The organism is Chitinophaga pinensis DSM 2588, from assembly GCF_000024005.1.
GTDB classification, from domain to species: Bacteria; Bacteroidota; Bacteroidia; order Chitinophagales; family Chitinophagaceae; genus Chitinophaga; species Chitinophaga pinensis.
Map to the genome: position 1 here is coordinate 1,925,988 of NC_013132.1, position 17,450 is coordinate 1,943,437.

The window sequence follows — 17,450 nt, forward strand, 5'->3', positions numbered from 1 at the left end:
ATGAATGTTTGGAGTAAATGGATGAAACCTGGAGTTAAATGGATGAAAATAACAATGGATGATGGGGCAATGAATGAAATTGGGGGCGATGGGTAAGTTTGGGGAGCAAATGGATGAAAAATTAGTTCTGACTGAATTCACTGAAGAAGCGACGAGCTACATGTTTGAATCTCTTCACCTCTTCTTCGTCTTCCAGTCTTATATCCGGATGATTTGTTGTCGACTGATAATATTCATAAGCAACAGATGCAATATCCATGCTACTGTTAGCGCCTGCAGTAGCTTTGATAGAACGGCTGTTGCTTTGCAGATAATGCAGGGCTTTGATATCGAAATCGAAAGTGATAATACCGTTTATCATAGTTGTATCGTTTTATGCAGACTCATATAAAAATTTCGTGCCAAAATAAATTCACCCGGTGAAAAAGGCATCAAAAGCCACTATATAGGATACTTTGCAGAGAGGGGGTTGTGCATCTATTCCCCATTTTGTATCTTGACGAGTAGAAAAAACTCTGATTCATGCAACTGACCACGTTACTCAAGCCCCTGCTTACCGGGGTGCTATCATGCACACTTATCTTAAATAGCTTCGCAGATGTTCGTTTACCCGCTTTGGTCGGTAGTAACATGGTGTTACAGCGTAATAAACCATTAAACATCTGGGGATGGGCTGATAAGGGAGAAAAAGTGACCGTTTCTTTTCGTAACGGTGTTTACAAGACCACCACTGCTGCGGATGGAAAATGGAAAGTACAGCTACCCGCACAGCAGGCGGGAGGCCCGTATACAATGACCGTTACCGGCCATAATACCATAAAACTGGACAACATTCTGGTAGGTGAAGTATGGATCGCATCCGGACAATCCAATATGGAAATGCCCCTCAAAGGATGGGGTAAAATCCTCAACCATGACCAGGAAATCGCGGTTGCTAATTATCCGGAAATCCGTTTGTTCCAGCTGAAACACACTACCAGCACTGCACCACAGGAAGATGTAAATCCATGGGACGGCGGCTGGCAGGCATGTACGCCACAGAGCATTCCGGAGTTCTCTTCCGTTGGATATTTCTTTGCCCGTGAGATTTATACACACGAGCATATACCCGTGGGGGTTATCCACACTTCTTGGGGTGGAACTGTTGCCGAAGCGTGGACAAGTGGGGAATCTATCAAAAAGATCCCGGCATTCGCAGATACAGTAAAAGCATTTGAAAGTCTGCCGACACCTTTGTCTCCTTCTAATCCGAATAAAGCCACCCTGCTTTATAACGCTATGATCCATCCGCTGCTGCCGTATGCCTTTCGCGGTGTGATCTGGTACCAGGGAGAAGGTAATGCAGAAAGAGCTTACCAGTACCGTGAGGTATTCCCAACCATGATCAAAGACTGGCGTAAACAATGGCATAACGGCGATTTTCCTTTCTACTTCGTACAACTGGCCAATTTCAAAGATAAACAGACACAACCTGTGGAGTCCGACTGGGCAGAGTTAAGGGAAGCACAATTAATGACGCTGTCACTGCCTAATACCGGTATGGCTACAGCGGTGGATATCGGGGATGCAAAAGATATTCACCCGAAAAATAAACAGGAAGTAGGCCGCCGCCTGTCCCTGATCGCCAGGGCAAAAGTGTATGGGGAAAAAATACCCTATTCCGGTCCGATTTATCAGTCCAAACTGATAACGGGCAACAAGGTGACACTGAGCTTCAAAAATGCAGATAACGGGCTTGTAATGAAGAATGGAACAAGTCTGAAAGGTTTTGAGGTGGCAGGCGCTGATAAGAAATTCCATTGGGCACAGGCAACTATCAGTGGTAATCGTGTGATCGTGTCAAGCAACGAGGTGGATAAACCTGTTGCGGTACGTTACAGCTGGGCCGACAATCCGGATGGTAACCTGTACAGCGGAGCGGGTCTGCCGGCAAGTCCGTTCCGTACAGACAGCTTCCAGGGAGTGACCTACGGTAAAAAATAATCTTTCCTCCTCCAACAATATATAAAAAGAGCAGGCATCTTTTCCAGATGCCTGCTCTTTCATTTAATACCACTAAGAATTAATGGCCGGAATATCTACTTTTACAGCATCATATCAATCGCCGGGAATAATAATGCGCCAGATCGTAATAGGATTACTCTTCGCCATACTGTGGGCATCCGCAGCCGTGGCTACCAAATTCGGTATTCACTCCGCAGATGCGCTGATACTTGCCAATGTCAGGTTTCTGCTGGCAGGAGGAGGGATGCTGCTGTTTGCTTACCTGGGACAGAAAGGTGAACACCGTTTGCCCAGGGGAAAAGAATGGAAGCAGCTGCTGATATTCGGATCATTGAATACTACTGTTTACCTGGGGTGTTTTGTACTGGCAATGAAATCCGTATCTGCGGGTATCGGTAGTTTATCCACCGCTACCAGCCCTTTGTTCATTATGGTGATATCCGCACTGTGGTTAAAGCGTTCCCTGAAATGGTATGAGATCGTGGGCATGTTGCTGGGAATGGCCGGCGTAGGACTGGCTACCTATCCTTTGCTGCACGATAGCCATGCAACGGTGGGAGGGATCGCTACTCTGCTGTTTGGTATGCTTGCCGTATCTGTAGCGACCGTATATTATGCACGGATTAAATGGGAGATGGCCAATGTGGTAATTAATGGCTGGCAGGTGTTTCTCGGCGGACTACTATTCATTCCCATCACCGCATTTTTTGCAAATTTCGAAACCTCACACCTCGATCTCCGGTTCTGGCTGTCAGTTGGCTGGTTGATCATACCCGTATCTATTATCGCTTTGCAGTTATGGTTCTACCTCGTACGGAAAGACGCCGTACGTGCCTCTCTGTGGCTCTTCCTGTGCCCCGTTTTCGGATTCCTGTATTCCTCGGTACTGCTGCATGAACCAATTACCTGGTTCACATTTGCAGGTACGTTCCTGGTAATCGGCGGCCTGTATCTGGCACAAAGGGAAAAGTTTCAGAAGAAGGTGGCAGACGAAAAATAAGACAAGACTCCCCCGGCTGTCCGCAGGACAGTCTCAGTTATACATTTCACCACTTCATTACTCCTCAAAATCAATTGACTTGATCTTGTTGGCGAGATTGTCGATGCTCTGCAATTCGATCTCAGCCATCTTCCTTTTAAGGATCGTCGCCTCTTCAGGTGAGATAATGCCATTCTGTAAAGCTGCTTCGATTTTCTTCTGTAACAGCTTTTTTGACCTTTCTACTTTCTTGACTTTGAAATATGCATTGGACTTACGGGAAATAAATTTCCAGAACACGGACAATACAATGGACACGCTGGGCGCAATGATTACCAGCCATGATTTAAGTGGATATGTATCAGGAAGATTACTTGCAAGCAGCACCAGTAATGTACCACCTCCTGCGCCGGCTATACTGGCGGATGTTGAACTCGGTTGCTGGATATTGGAAGCTTGCTGGGATGGGTTAGCAACCAGTGAATTTTCTTGTTCCAACGAAAAAAAATGGTTTTAAAAAAGGTTTTATAGGATAATAGTATACGTATAGTATATAGTGGATGATGGTATTCTGACCAGGCGATAGTGATAAAACAAATGAAGTGAAACTATTTCCCTAATAATACATCGAGGGTACGGAGTATCTGTTGTGTATCATTCTTTTTTTCGAGATCAAGCACTACAATATGTCCTGATTTATCTTCTACCACCAGCGCTTTCGGCGGATACCGGCGGATTCTTTTGAGCCTGGCTGTTTCCCTGGAGGCATTAAAAATAATTAACGCCAGGGATGACAGTGAGGCGAACACCGCGATAATCACCAATATCGTCGTAGAGGTAGCAGACATCATAATTAATTATGCTTTTCTGGTTTTGGTCATAGCTATTAAATATACGCATTTTCTGTCAGAAAAACACTTATCATATCTTTCATATATAGAACCTGCGTGGATTAAAATTATTCCTTATCCGAGACTTCCCAAATATTTTTTTTATTCCTGTAAGTAGTTCTTCTTTTTTTCCTGTCCTTCTATAGATACCGGAACAAAGTCCGGGCCAGCCATAATCAAACTGGACAAGCGATTGGAAGGAAAACAGAAGATTACACGTAGAAAACTGATTCTAAGGGGTTAATGAGTACTATGCCTGCCCGGAAAACGTAACTATACCACATAACAGTGTTATGTAACTGATAAGATCTTGATTGTTTAGAGAGTTTTAATAACAAATGGGGTTAATTTAGGACTATACCAAAATTAACGCTAGGGACAAATTCCGCGATAATGATGATTATATTTACCTCCCGGGGAATCTTTCCGTATGTAAACGAGAGTGCAGTACAACATACAGTATGAGTAACAGTGAAAACATCAGGTATTGGCAACAGCAGATTGCTTGTGAAAATGATGAGAAGGCCTTTTCAGAGCTGTTCCGGCATTTTTATGACCGGTTATTATATTTTGCCGTACAATACGTCTACACCCGCGAAGCAGCAGAAGAGATCGTCTCTGACGTGTTCGTTAAAATATGGAACCGTCGGAAAGAACTGGACAAGATCGCTAATCTTGAAGTATATCTTTTCGTCGCTGTCAAAAATCATTCGCTTAATTATCTTGAACAATATTCCGCACTACGGATCGCTCCGCTTAGTGACGATTCCGGCCTCTCTCAGCTGACGAATCCCATCGATCCCGAAAGGACGATGGAATGGAAAGAAATCCTGTTCAAGATGGACCAGGAGGTAGGGCGCCTGCCCGACCAGTGCCGTCGTGTGTTCAAATTGATCAAAGAGGAAGGGTTTAAATATAAAGACGTCGCGGAAATTCTCAACATCTCTCCGCGTACAGTAGAAACACAGTTGTTCCGCGCTATGAAGCGCCTCAATGAAGTGATAGGTCCTTATATCACCAACAGGCTGAAACCAAAAAATAAAAATCCGGATTCCTTGTAAGTAGTTTTTTATTTCTGTCTGTCCTTCTACTACAACCACATATGATAAACGAAGAATTATTTACCACGTTAGCCGCCAGGAAACTGGCAGGAGAAGCTACCACAGCAGAATTGCTGGAGCTTGACGGCATGTTGCAGGAATATCCTGAACTCCGCGAAAGCTATCAGCTGCTGCAACAGTACTTCAAAGTGTCCTCATATCATTCATCTGCCGATACAGAACTGGCGCTGCAACGCACCCTGTCCCGGATATCCGTTCCTGTCAGCAATGCGCCTGTAAGGAAAATGTTCCCGTGGAAATGGGTGGGTGTCGCCGCTGCTGCTGCTGTATTGATCGGCATCGTTTCGTTTGTGGTACTCAGGCCAAAAGATCATCCGGTTGAAATGGTGAAACTGATGGAAAGACAGAATGGTAAAGCTACCAGGGCCTCTATCGAACTCGCTGATGGCAGTAAGATCTGGCTCAATGCGGAAAGTAAACTGTCTTATCCGGAAGTGTTCGACGGTAATACGCGTGAAGTATATCTCACCGGGGAAGCTTTTTTTGATATAGCGCCCAATCCGAAGAAACCTTTCATCGTACATTTCAACGCCGGTAGCGTCCACGTACTCGGTACTTCCTTCAATGTACGCGCTTATGAAAATGAGGCGGTACAAACGTCTGTAAGAACAGGTAAAGTAGCATTCATCCCTAACCGTAAACAGGGTGAAAAGCCTGATACTATCTTTATTACACCGGATGAGAAAGTAACCTTACAAACCATTGTTGCAGATATAAAGAGCAACGGCATTGTGAAAGAAATTACTTCCTCCGAAGAAGATAAAGCGTGGACAGAAGGAAGACTCATATTCCGGGATGAAACACTGGAAGACATTGCATCCGAACTGGAAAGAACGTTCGGTAAGAAAGTGACCTTTGCTAATGATGCTCCACGTTATTACAGACTCACAGGCGCTTTCCAGGATAACAGCCTGCAGGATATCATGTATTATCTAGCCAGGTCAAAAGCATTCCACTATACCATCACTGATAGCACGTTACTGATCACAGAATAATAGTTCACGTTTATAATAATCAATCAAATCAATTCATTCACAAACAGCTGCGTTATGAAAGAAAGACCGCTACCCATGCGTTTTTCAGGAATTTTCCGCTCGTTGTTCCTCCCGCTGCTCGTCTGCATGGCTTTATTGAGCATGCTTGACCTGAAAGCACAGAGTGCATTTGCTGCTGATGCAAATCACCCTGTCTACAGTCAGGGACAACAGGTAAAAAAAGATACTGAACTCCCTTTTGAAAGCCGTATCAGTCTGCAGGTAAGCAATGAGCAACTTGCACAGGTACTGGAGAAGATCGAGAAACAAACCTCCTATGTGTTTGTCTATTCAAATGATGAAATCGGCGCTGCCCAGAAGATTTCCCTGTCTGTAAAGGACAAGAAACTGGGAGAAGTACTGGAAATGGTACTTGCTCCGCTGGAGATCAAATTTGAAATGATCAATAACAAGATCATTCTGCGTCAGCAGGCGGCAGCCACCATTATGCAACAGGCCGATATCACGATCAATGGCCGGGTCGTTAATAATAAGGGAGAAGGTATCCCTGGTGTGAATGTTCGTTTGCAGGGTTCCAGCATCGGTACTTCTACAAATGATCAGGGTTTTTTTACGTTAGAGATCCCGAATGGGCAAGCCAATGGTACCTTAGTTTGCTCTTCCGTTGGCTTCATCCCATCGGAAGTAGGGATCAGCGGAAGAACCAACATTACCGTAATGCTCACTGAAGACTCTAAGGACCTGGGAGAAATAGTGGTTACCGCTTACGGCACACAAAAGAGAACGCAGGTAACGGCGGCTATCAATACCATCTCCACTAAAGATATTGAAAGCCGTCCTGTTACAAACATGTTTCAGGCTTTACAGGGCACCGCGCCCAACCTTATTCTGCAACAGAATACAGCAGAACCAGGTGCGCAGATGACCCTCAATATCCGTGGTGTAGGTAGTCTTACCGGCAACTCTCCGTTGATCATCATCGATGGCGTACAAGCCGGAAAAGATGGTCTGCAGAATCTGAACCCCTATGATGTGGAAAGCATCTCCGTATTGAAAGATGCGGCTTCTTCCGCGATCTACGGTTCTCAGGCTGCAAACGGTGTTATCTATATCACTACAAAAAGAGGTTCCAAGGACGAAAAGACTTCTGTTACCTACAACGGTATGTATGGTTTCCAAACACCTACTACATTGCCCCGCAACGTAGAAGCCTGGGAATATATGACGCTGAAAAACGAAGCGCTGGTGAACTCCGGTAAAACGCCGCAGTACGCTCCCGAAGATATCAGCTACTGGCATCAGCGTGGTTCTGAACCAGCTTATCTGAAAGAAATGCTGCGCAGCAGCACTCCTCAGCAGAACCATAGTCTCAGCATGACAGGTGGTGGCAAAAGCAGCAGCTACCTGGTATCCCTCGGTTATGTGGATCAGGGCAACATGTTACAGAACTCCTACGTATCAGAAGACTTCTATTACAAACGCTACAATGCAAGGGCTAACCTCGCAGTAGATGTGAGTAAATATGTGAAAGTAAATGTAAACCTTGCATATACAAAAGGTATCAAACGCAGACAGCAGGCTGATATTGGCTTCCTGATCCGCGATGCGATCCGTACGCCGCGTATCTATCCTGTACAGGATTCACTGGGCAACTTCGTAGTGCCTTCCCTGAACAGTAACAACGTAATTGCGCAGCTGAAATACGGTGGTTTCAACAAAGAAGAAAAAGATAACCTCCTGGGAGGTCTGGATATTACCGTAACACCGGTGAAGCACTTCAAACTGAACTTCAACGCTTCCGGTACTTATACTATTACCAATCAGCAGGAACGCCAGAACAAGTATTCTTACGCACCATATTATACTACCGCTAATCCTCCGCTGTACAACAAAATGTACGAGTATGAGTTCAAGGACCTCGCTTCCAACATATATGCGACTGCGGAATATGAGAACACCTTTAACAAACACTATATCAAAGCGCAGGTCGGCGGACGTAGCGATGCCAACAACGAAGAGTACGGTGTGAAAGCGACCCGTTATGGTAGTACAAATCTGGATGACGACTGGACCATCGGTGGTGGATACATTCCTAAACCAGACGGTACTTTCGATTACGCCAACATTGGTACTTACAACGATATCATCAACCCGAACCTGTATGCGCTGAACTCTGTTTTCGGCAGAGTGAACTACGCATTCAATGACAAATATTTGGCTGAATTCACCTGGCGGTATGATGGTTCTTCCAAACTGGCTCCTGGTCACCAGTGGCAGTTCTTCCCGGCCTTCTCTCTGGGTTGGAGGATTACAGATGAGGACTTCTTCGGTGATTTCAAGAAACGTTTTGGTAACGTGAAATTCCGTTATTCATGGGGACAGGTTGGTAACTCCAACATCGGTGGCTTCAACTACCTGGCGAGAGTTACCCTGAACAGTGGTAAATATCCATTCAACAATACACCAAATACCGGTGCTGATTTCTCAGCCTACAATGAAACATTGCAGTGGGAAATTTCTACTATGAGTAACTATGGTGTGGATGTAGACCTGTTCAATAACAAGATCAACGCATCCTTCGACTACTTTAATAAAAACACAAATGGTATCTACCTGTTCCAGGTAGTGCCTGGTACAGCCGGTATAGGCGCCTCCCTGCAGAACGTTGGTAAAGTGCAGAACAAAGGTTGGGAGCTGACGGTTTCCTATCATGCAAAAACAGGTGCGGTAAATCATACGATCTCCGGTAATCTGTCAGATAACCTGAACAAAGTGGTGAAATATGGTGAGCAGTCCGTACAGGGATCTGACTTTGCCTTCATCATCAAAGAAGGTTTCCCGATCGCATCCTACTATGGTTACAAATCAAACGGTCTGTACCAGAACCTGGATGATATCAAAAATGCACCAAAAGTACCTTTCGCTTACAACCAGCAGGTAATGCCGGGTGATGTAAAATACATCGACCGCAATGGTGATGGTGTGATCGATGCCGACGACCGTTATGTATTCGGTAATCCATTCCCACGTTACACTTTCGGGTTTAGTTATGCGGCTAACTGGAAAGGCTGGGACTTCTCTATGTTCTGGCAGGGTGTGGGTAAAAGAGGCCAGTTCCTCCGTGGTGATATCGTAGAGGCCTTCCATAACAACGAAGATCACGCTTTCGAACAACACCTGGATCGCTGGACGCCTACCAATCCGGACGCTTCTTATCCACGTCTGACCATCGGTAATGCAGATGCGAACAACTTCGCTTATTCTGACTACTGGTTGTTCGATACCAAATACCTGCGTTTAAAGAACCTGCAGTTTGGTTATACACTGCCTCGTAGCGTAAGCCAGTTGCTGCATATCCAGAATGCAAGAGTATATTTCACCGGACAGAATATCCTCACCTTCACGCCACGTCGTTTCCGCGAACTGGGTGTAGATCCGGAATTTACACAGTTTGACGATAAACTGTCCTTTACCAATTACAACGCTATTGCAGGACGTAGTTATCCGAATGCAGCTACTTTCTCATTTGGCCTGGATCTGAAATTCTGATGATAGTGTTTTAATGCTCAATTGTATGAAGAAATTATTATTACCCATACTCTGCGTCACTGTGCTGTTCTCCTGCCGTAAGCTGGACCAGCCTATCACGCGCGATTATACAGATGCCGCTTACTGGCGTACCGCTGATGACGCACTCGCTGCGCTCGCCAGCTGTTACGAGAACCTGTCTGACGACACATACTACTTCGGAGACGAAGCGCTCAGCGATAATGGTTATGTAAACGGTATCGGCTACAAAGCTGTTTCCCTGATTGCCGGCGGTGCTTACGATCCTTCCAATCAGCGTCTTACGGAAGAATGGAAATACCGTTACACCTGTATCCGGAAGTGTAATACGGTAACTACCAATATTGACAGAGTTACCGGACTGGATTCGACCCTGAAGAACCGGATCCTCGCTGAAGCCAGGTTTATCCGCGCTTACTCTTATTTCCAGCTGGCTGGCTGGTTTGGTGATGTACCATTCTACACCAACCTGATCACCATTGAAGAAGCGCGTTCTATCAGCCGTAGCAATCGTGAAACCATTCTCGATTTCGTTGCATCTGAACTCGCGGATATCCGTAATGCATTACCTGTGAATAATTACAGTGGTGCAGCTAACGGCTACCAGGAAAAAGATAAAGGCCGCATCACCCGTGGTGCTGCGATAGCCCTGAGTGCACGTGTACATATGTTCAGAAGTGAATGGCAGAAAGCGATCGATGATTGCCAGTTGCTGATTAACAATGCAACAAATGGCACCTACGCGCTGCAGAACAGCTATAGCAATATCTTCAGTCCGGCGAATGAATTCAATAATGAAGTCATTTTCGATATTCAATATGGCGGTGGTCGTACCCATGGCTCACAACGTAACTTTCTGCCGCAGACAGTCGCCTTGCTGAGAAGTACGCTGGTACCTACGCAGGACCTGGTTGACGACTACATCATGTTGAATGGTAAAGGTATCAGGGAAACCGGCTCCGGTTATAGTGAAAATGACCCTTACACCAACAGAGATCCGCGTCTGAATGCTACGATCCTTCACGATGGTTCTACCATCACCGATTTTGATGGCAAAGTGCAGACCATCCTGACCAAACCAGGTTCCAATCCTGCAACCAACAGTGTGGATGATCAGGGTGCTTCTCCAACCGGTTATTATTTCTACAAATATTACGATCGTACCGCTACCAACTACGCTTCTGGTCTGAACCTCATCGTAATCCGTTATGCAGATGTGCTGCTGATGTATGCAGAGGCTAAGAACGAACTGAGTCAGCTGGATGCCAGCGTATGGAACCAGACTATCCGTGCACTGCGTGTACGTGCCGGTTTCAATGATGCAGGCGCTACTGAATTCCCGGGTGTAGGACAGGAAGCGCTGCGTACCATCGTACGTCGTGAAAGAAGAGCTGAACTGGCATTTGAAGGTGTACGTGCTACTGATATCCGTCGCTGGAAAATCGCAGATCAGGTAATGAGCAGACCTGTAAGAGGGATCAAAGTGTCCGGCGGTGCATTCAGAACCGATGCAAACGGTTATATCATCGCGGAAGACAGGCTCTTTACAAATCCTAAACATTACCTGTGGCCGGTGCCTACTTTCGAACGCGACCAGAATACAAATCTTGGCCAGAACCAGGGTTGGTAATTGTCAATTAGAAATTAACAATTAGGAATTTTTTTTCAAACTGATACGATATGAAAACATTTTTCAGCAATATATTACTCGCATTACCGGTTGCACTGGGTGTTATCCTGACCGGTTGCGGTAAAGATGACAACGAACTCAATACCAATCTGCAGCCTGTAAGCAGACTCACTGCTCCGGTGAATGAAAAATATATCAAACTCCAACCTGCTACCAGCGCAAGTGTCACTTTCGAATGGGACCAGGCGCGTGCAGAAGATGGTTCACTCGTGCTGTATGAAGTAGTAATTGACAAAGACGGAGGTGATTTTTCTAATCCGATTGCGAAAATAGCTTCAGATGGTGGTGGTGTACAGAATAAACTGACCCTGTCCCATAAAGACCTGAACAGTATCGCGGGTAAAGCAGGTATTGCTGCCCTGGCTACCGGTAAACTGAAATGGACGGTGAATGCATCCAAAGGATATAATATCCAGCCGGCTGCTGAAAGTCGTACACTGGAAGTAGAAAGACCAAACGGATTCGCAGAAATTCCTGTAGACGTATTCCTGACTGGTGATGCAACAGAAGCAGGCGCTGACCTGGGACAGGCAGTAAAACTGAAATCAACTGCGCCGGGTGTATTTGAAATCTACACTTCCCTGAAAGACGGTAAGTACAAATTTGTAGACAGAACAAGCGGTACGCCAAACAACTTCTTTATTGACGGTGGCGCACTGAAAGAAGCAGGAGAAAGCACACAGTCCGGTGGTACGAAAGTATACCGTCTGCGTCTGGACTTCAACAACGCAGCTGCCAACATCACAGAGATCACCGCTATTGGTCTATGGTTTGCACCTGAAAACAGCATCATGTATGATCTGAGCTATACCAGCAAAGGTGTATGGTCATTTGAAAATAAACTGATCAACTTCCACCAGGAATCATGGGGTCGTGACGAACGTTATAAATTCCGTGTCAGCGTAAAAGGATCAGATGGCACACCAGGTACAGAATGGTATGGCAGTTCCAATGCGGATAATAACCGTCCTACAGCTACCACACCGCTTTCTTTCTGGGAGCTGAAAGCAATTACTAATAGCGATCAGTATAACTATTGCTACAAATTTGCATCTGAGGTTGATACTAAAAACTGCGATGTAAAACTGTATTTCTCTCCTGACAAAGCTTACACACACGAAGTAATCGTGCGTTAATCAGGGCTGGAATCACATCATGCAAACGATCAATTAAAAGCTTATGCGTCGAATCTTTCTGCTATTTACGATAACAGCGGCTATGGCCACCACCTTCACCTCATGTTTGAAAGAGCCTGTGGATGATGGTCCGGGACCTGGCGCCGGCAAAACGACTTACCAGTATAACTGGCCTGCCATTGCCGATTCATCTGCTGCCTCACTGGTAAGTAATTTCTATAACCAGAGCGGCAAATACTTCAACAAGAATAATGCAGGTGATCTTACCTTCAACTACTGGCCGAATGCACATGCACTGGATGTGCTGACGGATATTTACCTCCGTACTAACAATCCAGCCATCAAAACCCGTATGGATGAATTGCTGGATGGTATGAAGACCAAGAACGGCAATACCTACATCAATCACTTCTATGATGATATGGAATGGATGGTGCTGGCTTGTCTCCGTGCTTACGAAGCGACCAGTGATAACCGTTATAAAACCACCGCAGAACTGCTCTGGAACGATATCAAAGGTGGATGGGATGAAACCTGGGGTGGAGGTATCTATTGGAATAAAGACCGTCAGAATAAGAATACACCTGCTAACGCACCTGCGGCTATTATCGCGGCGCGTATGTATCAGCTGAACAGAAACGGGGAAGACCTGGCCTGGTCTAAAAAGATCTACGACTGGCAGAAAGCTAATCTCGTAGATCCGGTAACAGGACTGGTATGGGATGGTCTGGATGGTACCGGTACCAACAAAGCCTGGAAGTTCACCTACAATCAGGGTGTATTCATCGGCGCCGGTGTTGAACTCTATAAGATCACCGGTGAACAGGTATACCTCAGCGATGCACTGAAAACAGCCAATAACTCGCTCACAAGCGATTTCGCCAGCAATAACATTATGAAAGATGAAGGTGGCGGAGATGGCGGTTTGTTCAAAGGTATCCTTGTACGTTATATGATGCTCCTGATCACTGATGGTAGCATCAACAGCAGCGATGCCTCAAAGTTCATCAACTTCCTCCAGCTGAATGCACAAACCATGTGGTTACAGGGTACTGCCCGTCCGCAGGTATTATTTAACACCAGCTGGACTAAAACGGCTACTACAACGGATCTTACTACACAGCTGAGCGGCGCAATGCTGATCGAAACTGCGGCAAGACTGAAAGCACTGGAACTGATCGACTAAACTCCTTTCGCCATAACGGGAGACTATTCCGGAAACAGGAATCAGGCGTTTGAATAAAAGGTTGAGTATACACGGGACGGACCTGTCTGTGTAGCTAATACTTATTCGAATGCCCGATTCCTGTTTTTTATGAGTATATTCGTCTACCTATGAATCAAGGCAATAGCAAGGTTACCTGCATGGGGTAACCTTTACTTATTTCAGGAATAACTCTTGTTATGTACACCGTTTATGTCCTATTTTCCCGCCAGTTCGAGAAAGTTTATACTGGTCACACCTCAGATCTCGTGAAACGTTTTCATTTTCACAACACATATGGCCGTCAGAAAGGTACCTGGCCTTTTCGTCCCTGGGAGGTCGTCTACACCGCCCATTTCGAAGATAAACAGCTGGCACTCAGGTATGAGTGGTTGCTGAAATCAGGGAAAGGCCGTGCATGGCTGTGGAACCGTATCAGGGAGGAGTATTATAGAGATGGGTATATTAGTGGCGTGGTGCCGGAGTGAAGAATGTCAGCATATTAGATATATGTCCCCGATTTCGTGTATTAATTATAGAATAGCTAAATTTAGGAGTGGAGTGGGTATCCAATGTTAGGTAATCTACCTAATTGGTTGTTTATCAGAGATAGTAGTTGGTTGAGAAAGGCAATCACTTTGTAATTTAGAAAAATGAAGATAGATAGAATTGCAATTATTCCAGGCACAGCGCAAGAATGCTTTCTTCCGGCTAACGGATATGTGTCCGTTAACCGAAATCCGGCAAATAATGTTGATCCGATTTAATTATTTCCTCCCTCTTCCCACCAGCCACAAAATAATCCCTACTACAAACGCAACTGCCAGCACACCTACCCATACTCCGGCTTTGAATATACCTCCCACTACTTCACAGCTGCTCAGTAACATAACGGCAAAGGCCAGCAGGCCCAGTTGTAAGCTTTTCATATACTCTTTTTAAAGAAGTATATCATACTCTATGCCAAGGGCGGTCTATACCTTACTGCGTTTAAAGTCCAGCAGTAAGGATATCATATGTGCCGATAGACCGTCAGAGCGCTTGTAGAACGCATACCGGAGCCCGATTTCCTGGAAGGAATAGTGTCTGGACAACTGTTTGAACAGTGCGTAGCGGGCATTGATTCCCGCTTTATAACTGTTGAAGTGACTCAGGTCATAGTCGGACGTATAGTAGCTTTCCCGGAGCTGATGTGTTTTATAAGGCTTAAAATACTTCGCTTCCGTCTGGGTATAAAAGCGGAATAAAGGGGAAATTGTCAGCTGTGGTGTGGCTTTTACAGGTACTTCCAGCTGGAGCGTATGGCCGGTGATTCCAAAATTATCGTGGTAAAAACGATAGTAGGAGCGGATAATGGTACGCTGACCGACGAAGAGATTGAATTGTAACCCAATGGGGAACTTCCACCGCTCACGTGGCAGGTTTTCCACTCTTGGGGCATTCTGTTCTGTAAAATAGACCCGGTGAAAAGGAGTGGAGAGCAATCCTTTCTGGTATACCAGTTCGGGGAAGACGGCAAATTGCATCCGCTGATTAACAACCTGGTAAAGGGCCAGGTTGAGGTTATAAGACGTTCGCCGGTAGATATCAAACCAGGCGGTGTCTCTGAGTTCGGAGGGGTAGACAAGTGTCTCCGGACTGTAATAATCCGGATCAAATCTTCCCCATCGCAGGTCATCAAAGTAACACTGTAATCCGGCGGACCATTGCCGGCTATGATCTGCATTGTCATGTTCGACAGATACGCCAAGCGGTACGGACAGATAATCCGACTCCAGTGCAAGTCCGCTGTTGATGCCTACGCGGATATTCGGTTTTTTCAGCTGACGACTATAACCCGCATTCAGATGAAAACGGTTGTCATGCCGGGAGGCAGAAGATTTTACGAAGTCGATATTATCTGTAGAGGCGGAGGTGATCATATCGATGCCCAGTCCGAGGTAGTAGGTATTCCGCAGGTCCGGCCGGTGTGTAATAGACACATCCGTAGCATATACCTGCAGGTTTTCCGTGCCTATTCCGCCGGTGACCGCAGAATGCTTCCCGTCCTGTGTATAAAAGGAGAATAATACCTGTATATCCGTCTGTGATACCTGTTGTTTCTTATAAGCCGAGCTGTCGGTCTTTTGCTGCGCGGATGCTGAGAAATAGGCAGCCAGCAGTCCCGCCGCAATAAATAGTCTTTTCATGCCTGATTAGTTACAACCACAACCACCGCTGCTCTTGCCACTGCCGCCACCACTGCTTCCTTCACGGTAGGTCTGTACGTTTTCATCAAATTTTTCCATTTGTGTTTTGCCCAGTTGCATTGATTCATCATTCAGATAGGCCCGCTGATATGGTTTTACTGCTACGCAGGATTGCAGTAACAATATGCTCAGTATAGCTGCCGCGCTGAAGAAGAGAATGCTCCCGCTATTACGCTTTCGCATGTATTTGAATATTATCCGATTGAACAATTTTATTCTGCCCGTCTATGATGATACAATATACTTCCGGTAACTGGTTCACCAGATTGAGTCCCACTTCTGGCCCCATCACTGTGATCGCCGTGGCCAGTGCATCAGAAAGCTCTGCACTCGGACTCACCACTGTCACGCTTTTAATATATGGTACCGGCCATCCTTTACGCGGATCAATGTTATGTGAATAACGAATACCGTTTCTTTCCACATACTGCTCGTAATTGCCCGAAGTAGCTACCGATGCATTATTGACCGGCAACCATAAAGAGATCTGCTGTGGATCATCAGGATGTGCAATCCCCACTTTCCATGGTCCGCCATCTGGCTGTGTTCCCCAGGCAGTCAGATCGCCACTGGCATTCACCACACCACTGGTAGCGCCATCCGCTATCCAGAGCGCTTTCACCCTGTCAGCTGCGTAACCCTTGCCAATCGCGCCGAAATCAATATGCATACCTGCACGTTTCAGTTGTACACAATAATGGTCCAGTAAGGCAATATGTTGAAAGCCGGTACATGCCATCGCCTGTGTGATGGCATTGTCGTCAGGCCAGGTAAAATGATCGTATTTGAAATTGAAAAGCTTTTTCAACACACTTGCGGTGATATCGAAAGCGCCCTGTGTAATCGTACTGATCTTATTACACCGAAGGAGTAACTGGTATACTTCCGCTGGTACGGAAAGGGGTGTACCGCCTGCCTGTGCATTGAGTTGTGCAGTGACAGAGGTATCGCTGAACACTGTAAGCAGTGACTCAATACGTTTGATCTCTGCTACTCCCTGTTCCAGTCTGCGATTCGCAATAGCTTCTGTTGCGCCGGTGGCTATCAGTTCAAAATCAGAACCCATTAACCGCGTATGAAGCTTACTGCTTTGCATGAAGTATTATTGAAGAAGGTGTTTAAGCGTCGTGATAAATCCATCTGGTGTTTCTTCCCGGTAGGGAATGTAAGCAAGCAGTTTTTTCTGTGGACTTAACAGCACCAGTTGTGGAAAAGCACCTTCCGGATTAAATGCTGCCGCCAGTGAATCATATTGTTGCCGGAGGGGGGCGGCGATCTTTTTTCTCTGCGGAAAATCAGCCTCCAGTAACACCAGGTTTTCTCCTGCAAAACGCAGGAAGCTGCTGTCTGAGAGTATTTGTTTATTGAAACGGATGCAGGGTATACACCAGTCGGAGCCGGAGAAAACTAACATGATTTTTTTGCCTGATGCCTGCGCTTGCGCGAAAGCTTTATCAGGGGATTGAAGAACCTGTGCATGTACAGATCCTCCCAAGGCTACAATCAGAAGCAGGAACAAAATACTTCGCATATCGCGACTGGTTTATATTGGCACGGTTACCTGCTACAAATGTAGTGGAAATTTGCCATACGGTTCCCGATAGCCACTATCGTT

At 45.8% G+C, this 17,450-nt stretch carries 17 protein-coding genes; 9 read left to right on the top strand and 8 right to left on the bottom strand.

Translation table 11 applies throughout. The annotated features are described in order from the left end of the window. Positions 1 to 121 precede the first annotated feature (121 nt). A complete protein-coding gene (locus CPIN_RS07940; RefSeq protein ID WP_012789254.1) occupies positions 122 to 361 on the bottom strand; it encodes a hypothetical protein in 240 nt (79 codons plus the stop codon). Between the two features lie 161 nt (positions 362 to 522). Between CPIN_RS07940 and CPIN_RS07945 the strand changes: the two genes are divergently transcribed. Together CPIN_RS07945 and CPIN_RS07950 are read left to right on the top strand one after the other, a co-directional pair. Continuing rightward, positions 523 to 1,983, top strand: coding sequence for a sialate O-acetylesterase (locus CPIN_RS07945; RefSeq protein ID WP_012789255.1), 1,461 nt, complete (start codon positions 523 to 525; stop codon positions 1,981 to 1,983). Between the two features lie 133 nt (positions 1,984 to 2,116). Continuing rightward, positions 2,117 to 3,004: a DMT family transporter gene (locus CPIN_RS07950; RefSeq protein WP_044218133.1), complete on the top strand. Its 888-nt coding sequence runs from the start codon at positions 2,117 to 2,119 to the stop codon at positions 3,002 to 3,004. A 57-nt stretch (positions 3,005 to 3,061) separates the two neighbouring features. Here CPIN_RS07950 and CPIN_RS07955 read toward each other — a convergent pair whose 3' ends face one another. Both CPIN_RS07955 and CPIN_RS07960 read right to left on the bottom strand, forming a co-directional pair. Further along, positions 3,062 to 3,481 (bottom strand): hypothetical protein, encoded by a 420-nt coding sequence (locus CPIN_RS07955; RefSeq protein ID WP_012789257.1) that lies wholly within the window; start codon positions 3,479 to 3,481, stop codon positions 3,062 to 3,064. Positions 3,482 to 3,591: 110 nt separating this feature from the next. Further along, entirely contained in the window at positions 3,592 to 3,834 is a 243-nt protein-coding gene (locus tag CPIN_RS07960) for a hypothetical protein (RefSeq protein ID WP_012789258.1), read from the bottom strand. Between the two features lie 500 nt (positions 3,835 to 4,334). Between CPIN_RS07960 and CPIN_RS07965 the strand changes: the two genes are divergently transcribed. The 7 genes from CPIN_RS07965 to CPIN_RS07995 all read left to right on the top strand — a co-directional run bounded on the left by CPIN_RS07965 (position 4,335) and on the right by CPIN_RS07995 (position 14,074). Further along, positions 4,335 to 4,934 carry an RNA polymerase sigma-70 factor gene (locus CPIN_RS07965; RefSeq protein WP_012789259.1) on the top strand — a complete coding sequence of 200 codons (600 nt, stop codon included), beginning with the start codon at positions 4,335 to 4,337 and terminating at the stop codon, positions 4,932 to 4,934. A 41-nt stretch (positions 4,935 to 4,975) separates the two neighbouring features. After that, positions 4,976 to 5,989, top strand: coding sequence for a FecR family protein (locus CPIN_RS07970; RefSeq protein ID WP_012789260.1), 1,014 nt, complete (start codon positions 4,976 to 4,978; stop codon positions 5,987 to 5,989). A gap of 54 nt (positions 5,990 to 6,043) precedes the next feature. After that, positions 6,044 to 9,538: a TonB-dependent receptor gene (locus CPIN_RS07975; protein WP_012789261.1), complete on the top strand. Its 3,495-nt coding sequence runs from the start codon at positions 6,044 to 6,046 to the stop codon at positions 9,536 to 9,538. A 25-nt stretch (positions 9,539 to 9,563) separates the two neighbouring features. After that, positions 9,564 to 11,186, top strand: coding sequence for a RagB/SusD family nutrient uptake outer membrane protein (locus CPIN_RS07980; protein WP_012789262.1), 1,623 nt, complete (start codon positions 9,564 to 9,566; stop codon positions 11,184 to 11,186). Between the two features lie 50 nt (positions 11,187 to 11,236). Further along, positions 11,237 to 12,382, top strand: a complete 1,146-nt coding sequence (locus tag CPIN_RS07985; RefSeq protein ID WP_012789263.1) for a SusE domain-containing protein — start codon at positions 11,237 to 11,239, stop codon at positions 12,380 to 12,382. 43 nt (positions 12,383 to 12,425) lie between these two features. Further along, entirely contained in the window at positions 12,426 to 13,568 is a 1,143-nt protein-coding gene (locus tag CPIN_RS07990) for a glycoside hydrolase family 76 protein (protein WP_012789264.1), read from the top strand. Between the two features lie 218 nt (positions 13,569 to 13,786). Then, positions 13,787 to 14,074, top strand: coding sequence for a GIY-YIG nuclease family protein (locus CPIN_RS07995; RefSeq protein ID WP_012789265.1), 288 nt, complete (start codon positions 13,787 to 13,789; stop codon positions 14,072 to 14,074). 279 nt (positions 14,075 to 14,353) lie between these two features. Here the strand turns inward: CPIN_RS07995 and CPIN_RS08000 are convergent, their stop codons facing one another. The 5 genes from CPIN_RS08000 to CPIN_RS08020 are packed head-to-tail and all read right to left on the bottom strand — an operon-like array spanning position 14,354 to position 17,366. After that, the gene (locus CPIN_RS08000) at positions 14,354 to 14,515 is read right to left on the bottom strand and encodes a hypothetical protein (RefSeq protein WP_012789266.1); all 162 of its coding nucleotides are present in this window, start codon (positions 14,513 to 14,515) and stop codon (positions 14,354 to 14,356) included. A gap of 45 nt (positions 14,516 to 14,560) precedes the next feature. Beyond that, positions 14,561 to 15,775 (bottom strand): DUF3570 domain-containing protein, encoded by a 1,215-nt coding sequence (locus tag CPIN_RS36435; protein WP_012789267.1) that lies wholly within the window; start codon positions 15,773 to 15,775, stop codon positions 14,561 to 14,563. Positions 15,776 to 15,781: 6 nt separating this feature from the next. Next, positions 15,782 to 16,018: a DUF4266 domain-containing protein gene (locus CPIN_RS08010; RefSeq protein ID WP_012789268.1), complete on the bottom strand. Its 237-nt coding sequence runs from the start codon at positions 16,016 to 16,018 to the stop codon at positions 15,782 to 15,784. After that, positions 16,005 to 16,931 carry an FAD:protein FMN transferase gene (locus CPIN_RS08015; RefSeq protein ID WP_012789269.1) on the bottom strand — a complete coding sequence of 309 codons (927 nt, stop codon included), beginning with the start codon at positions 16,929 to 16,931 and terminating at the stop codon, positions 16,005 to 16,007. Before CPIN_RS08015 ends, CPIN_RS08010 begins: the two co-directional genes overlap by 14 nt. Before the next feature lie 6 nt (positions 16,932 to 16,937). After that, positions 16,938 to 17,366, bottom strand: a complete 429-nt coding sequence (locus CPIN_RS08020) for a thioredoxin family protein (RefSeq protein WP_012789270.1) — start codon at positions 17,364 to 17,366, stop codon at positions 16,938 to 16,940. Between the last annotated feature and the right edge of the window lie 84 nt (positions 17,367 to 17,450).

Bases quoted from the DNA above. Each gene is read 5' to 3' on its own strand.
- CPIN_RS07940 (WP_012789254.1), bottom strand. From the start codon at position 361: ATGATAAACGGTATTATCACTTTCGATTTCGATATCAAAGCCCTGCAT.
- CPIN_RS08015 (WP_012789269.1), bottom strand. From the start codon at position 16,931: ATGCAAAGCAGTAAGCTTCATACGCGGTTAATGGGTTCTGATTTTGAA.
- CPIN_RS07985 (WP_012789263.1), top strand. From the start codon at position 11,237: ATGAAAACATTTTTCAGCAATATATTACTCGCATTACCGGTTGCACTG.
- CPIN_RS07960 (WP_012789258.1), bottom strand. From the start codon at position 3,834: ATGATGTCTGCTACCTCTACGACGATATTGGTGATTATCGCGGTGTTC.
- CPIN_RS08020 (WP_012789270.1), bottom strand. From the start codon at position 17,366: ATGCGAAGTATTTTGTTCCTGCTTCTGATTGTAGCCTTGGGAGGATCT.
- CPIN_RS07995 (WP_012789265.1), top strand. From the start codon at position 13,787: ATGTACACCGTTTATGTCCTATTTTCCCGCCAGTTCGAGAAAGTTTAT.
- CPIN_RS07975 (WP_012789261.1), top strand. From the start codon at position 6,044: ATGAAAGAAAGACCGCTACCCATGCGTTTTTCAGGAATTTTCCGCTCG.
- CPIN_RS36435 (WP_012789267.1), bottom strand. From the start codon at position 15,775: ATGAAAAGACTATTTATTGCGGCGGGACTGCTGGCTGCCTATTTCTCA.
- CPIN_RS07970 (WP_012789260.1), top strand. From the start codon at position 4,976: ATGATAAACGAAGAATTATTTACCACGTTAGCCGCCAGGAAACTGGCA.
- CPIN_RS07980 (WP_012789262.1), top strand. From the start codon at position 9,564: ATGAAGAAATTATTATTACCCATACTCTGCGTCACTGTGCTGTTCTCC.
- CPIN_RS07950 (WP_044218133.1), top strand. From the start codon at position 2,117: ATGCGCCAGATCGTAATAGGATTACTCTTCGCCATACTGTGGGCATCC.
- CPIN_RS08010 (WP_012789268.1), bottom strand. From the start codon at position 16,018: ATGCGAAAGCGTAATAGCGGGAGCATTCTCTTCTTCAGCGCGGCAGCT.
- CPIN_RS07965 (WP_012789259.1), top strand. From the start codon at position 4,335: ATGAGTAACAGTGAAAACATCAGGTATTGGCAACAGCAGATTGCTTGT.
- CPIN_RS07990 (WP_012789264.1), top strand. From the start codon at position 12,426: ATGCGTCGAATCTTTCTGCTATTTACGATAACAGCGGCTATGGCCACC.
- CPIN_RS08000 (WP_012789266.1), bottom strand. From the start codon at position 14,515: ATGAAAAGCTTACAACTGGGCCTGCTGGCCTTTGCCGTTATGTTACTG.
- CPIN_RS07945 (WP_012789255.1), top strand. From the start codon at position 523: ATGCAACTGACCACGTTACTCAAGCCCCTGCTTACCGGGGTGCTATCA.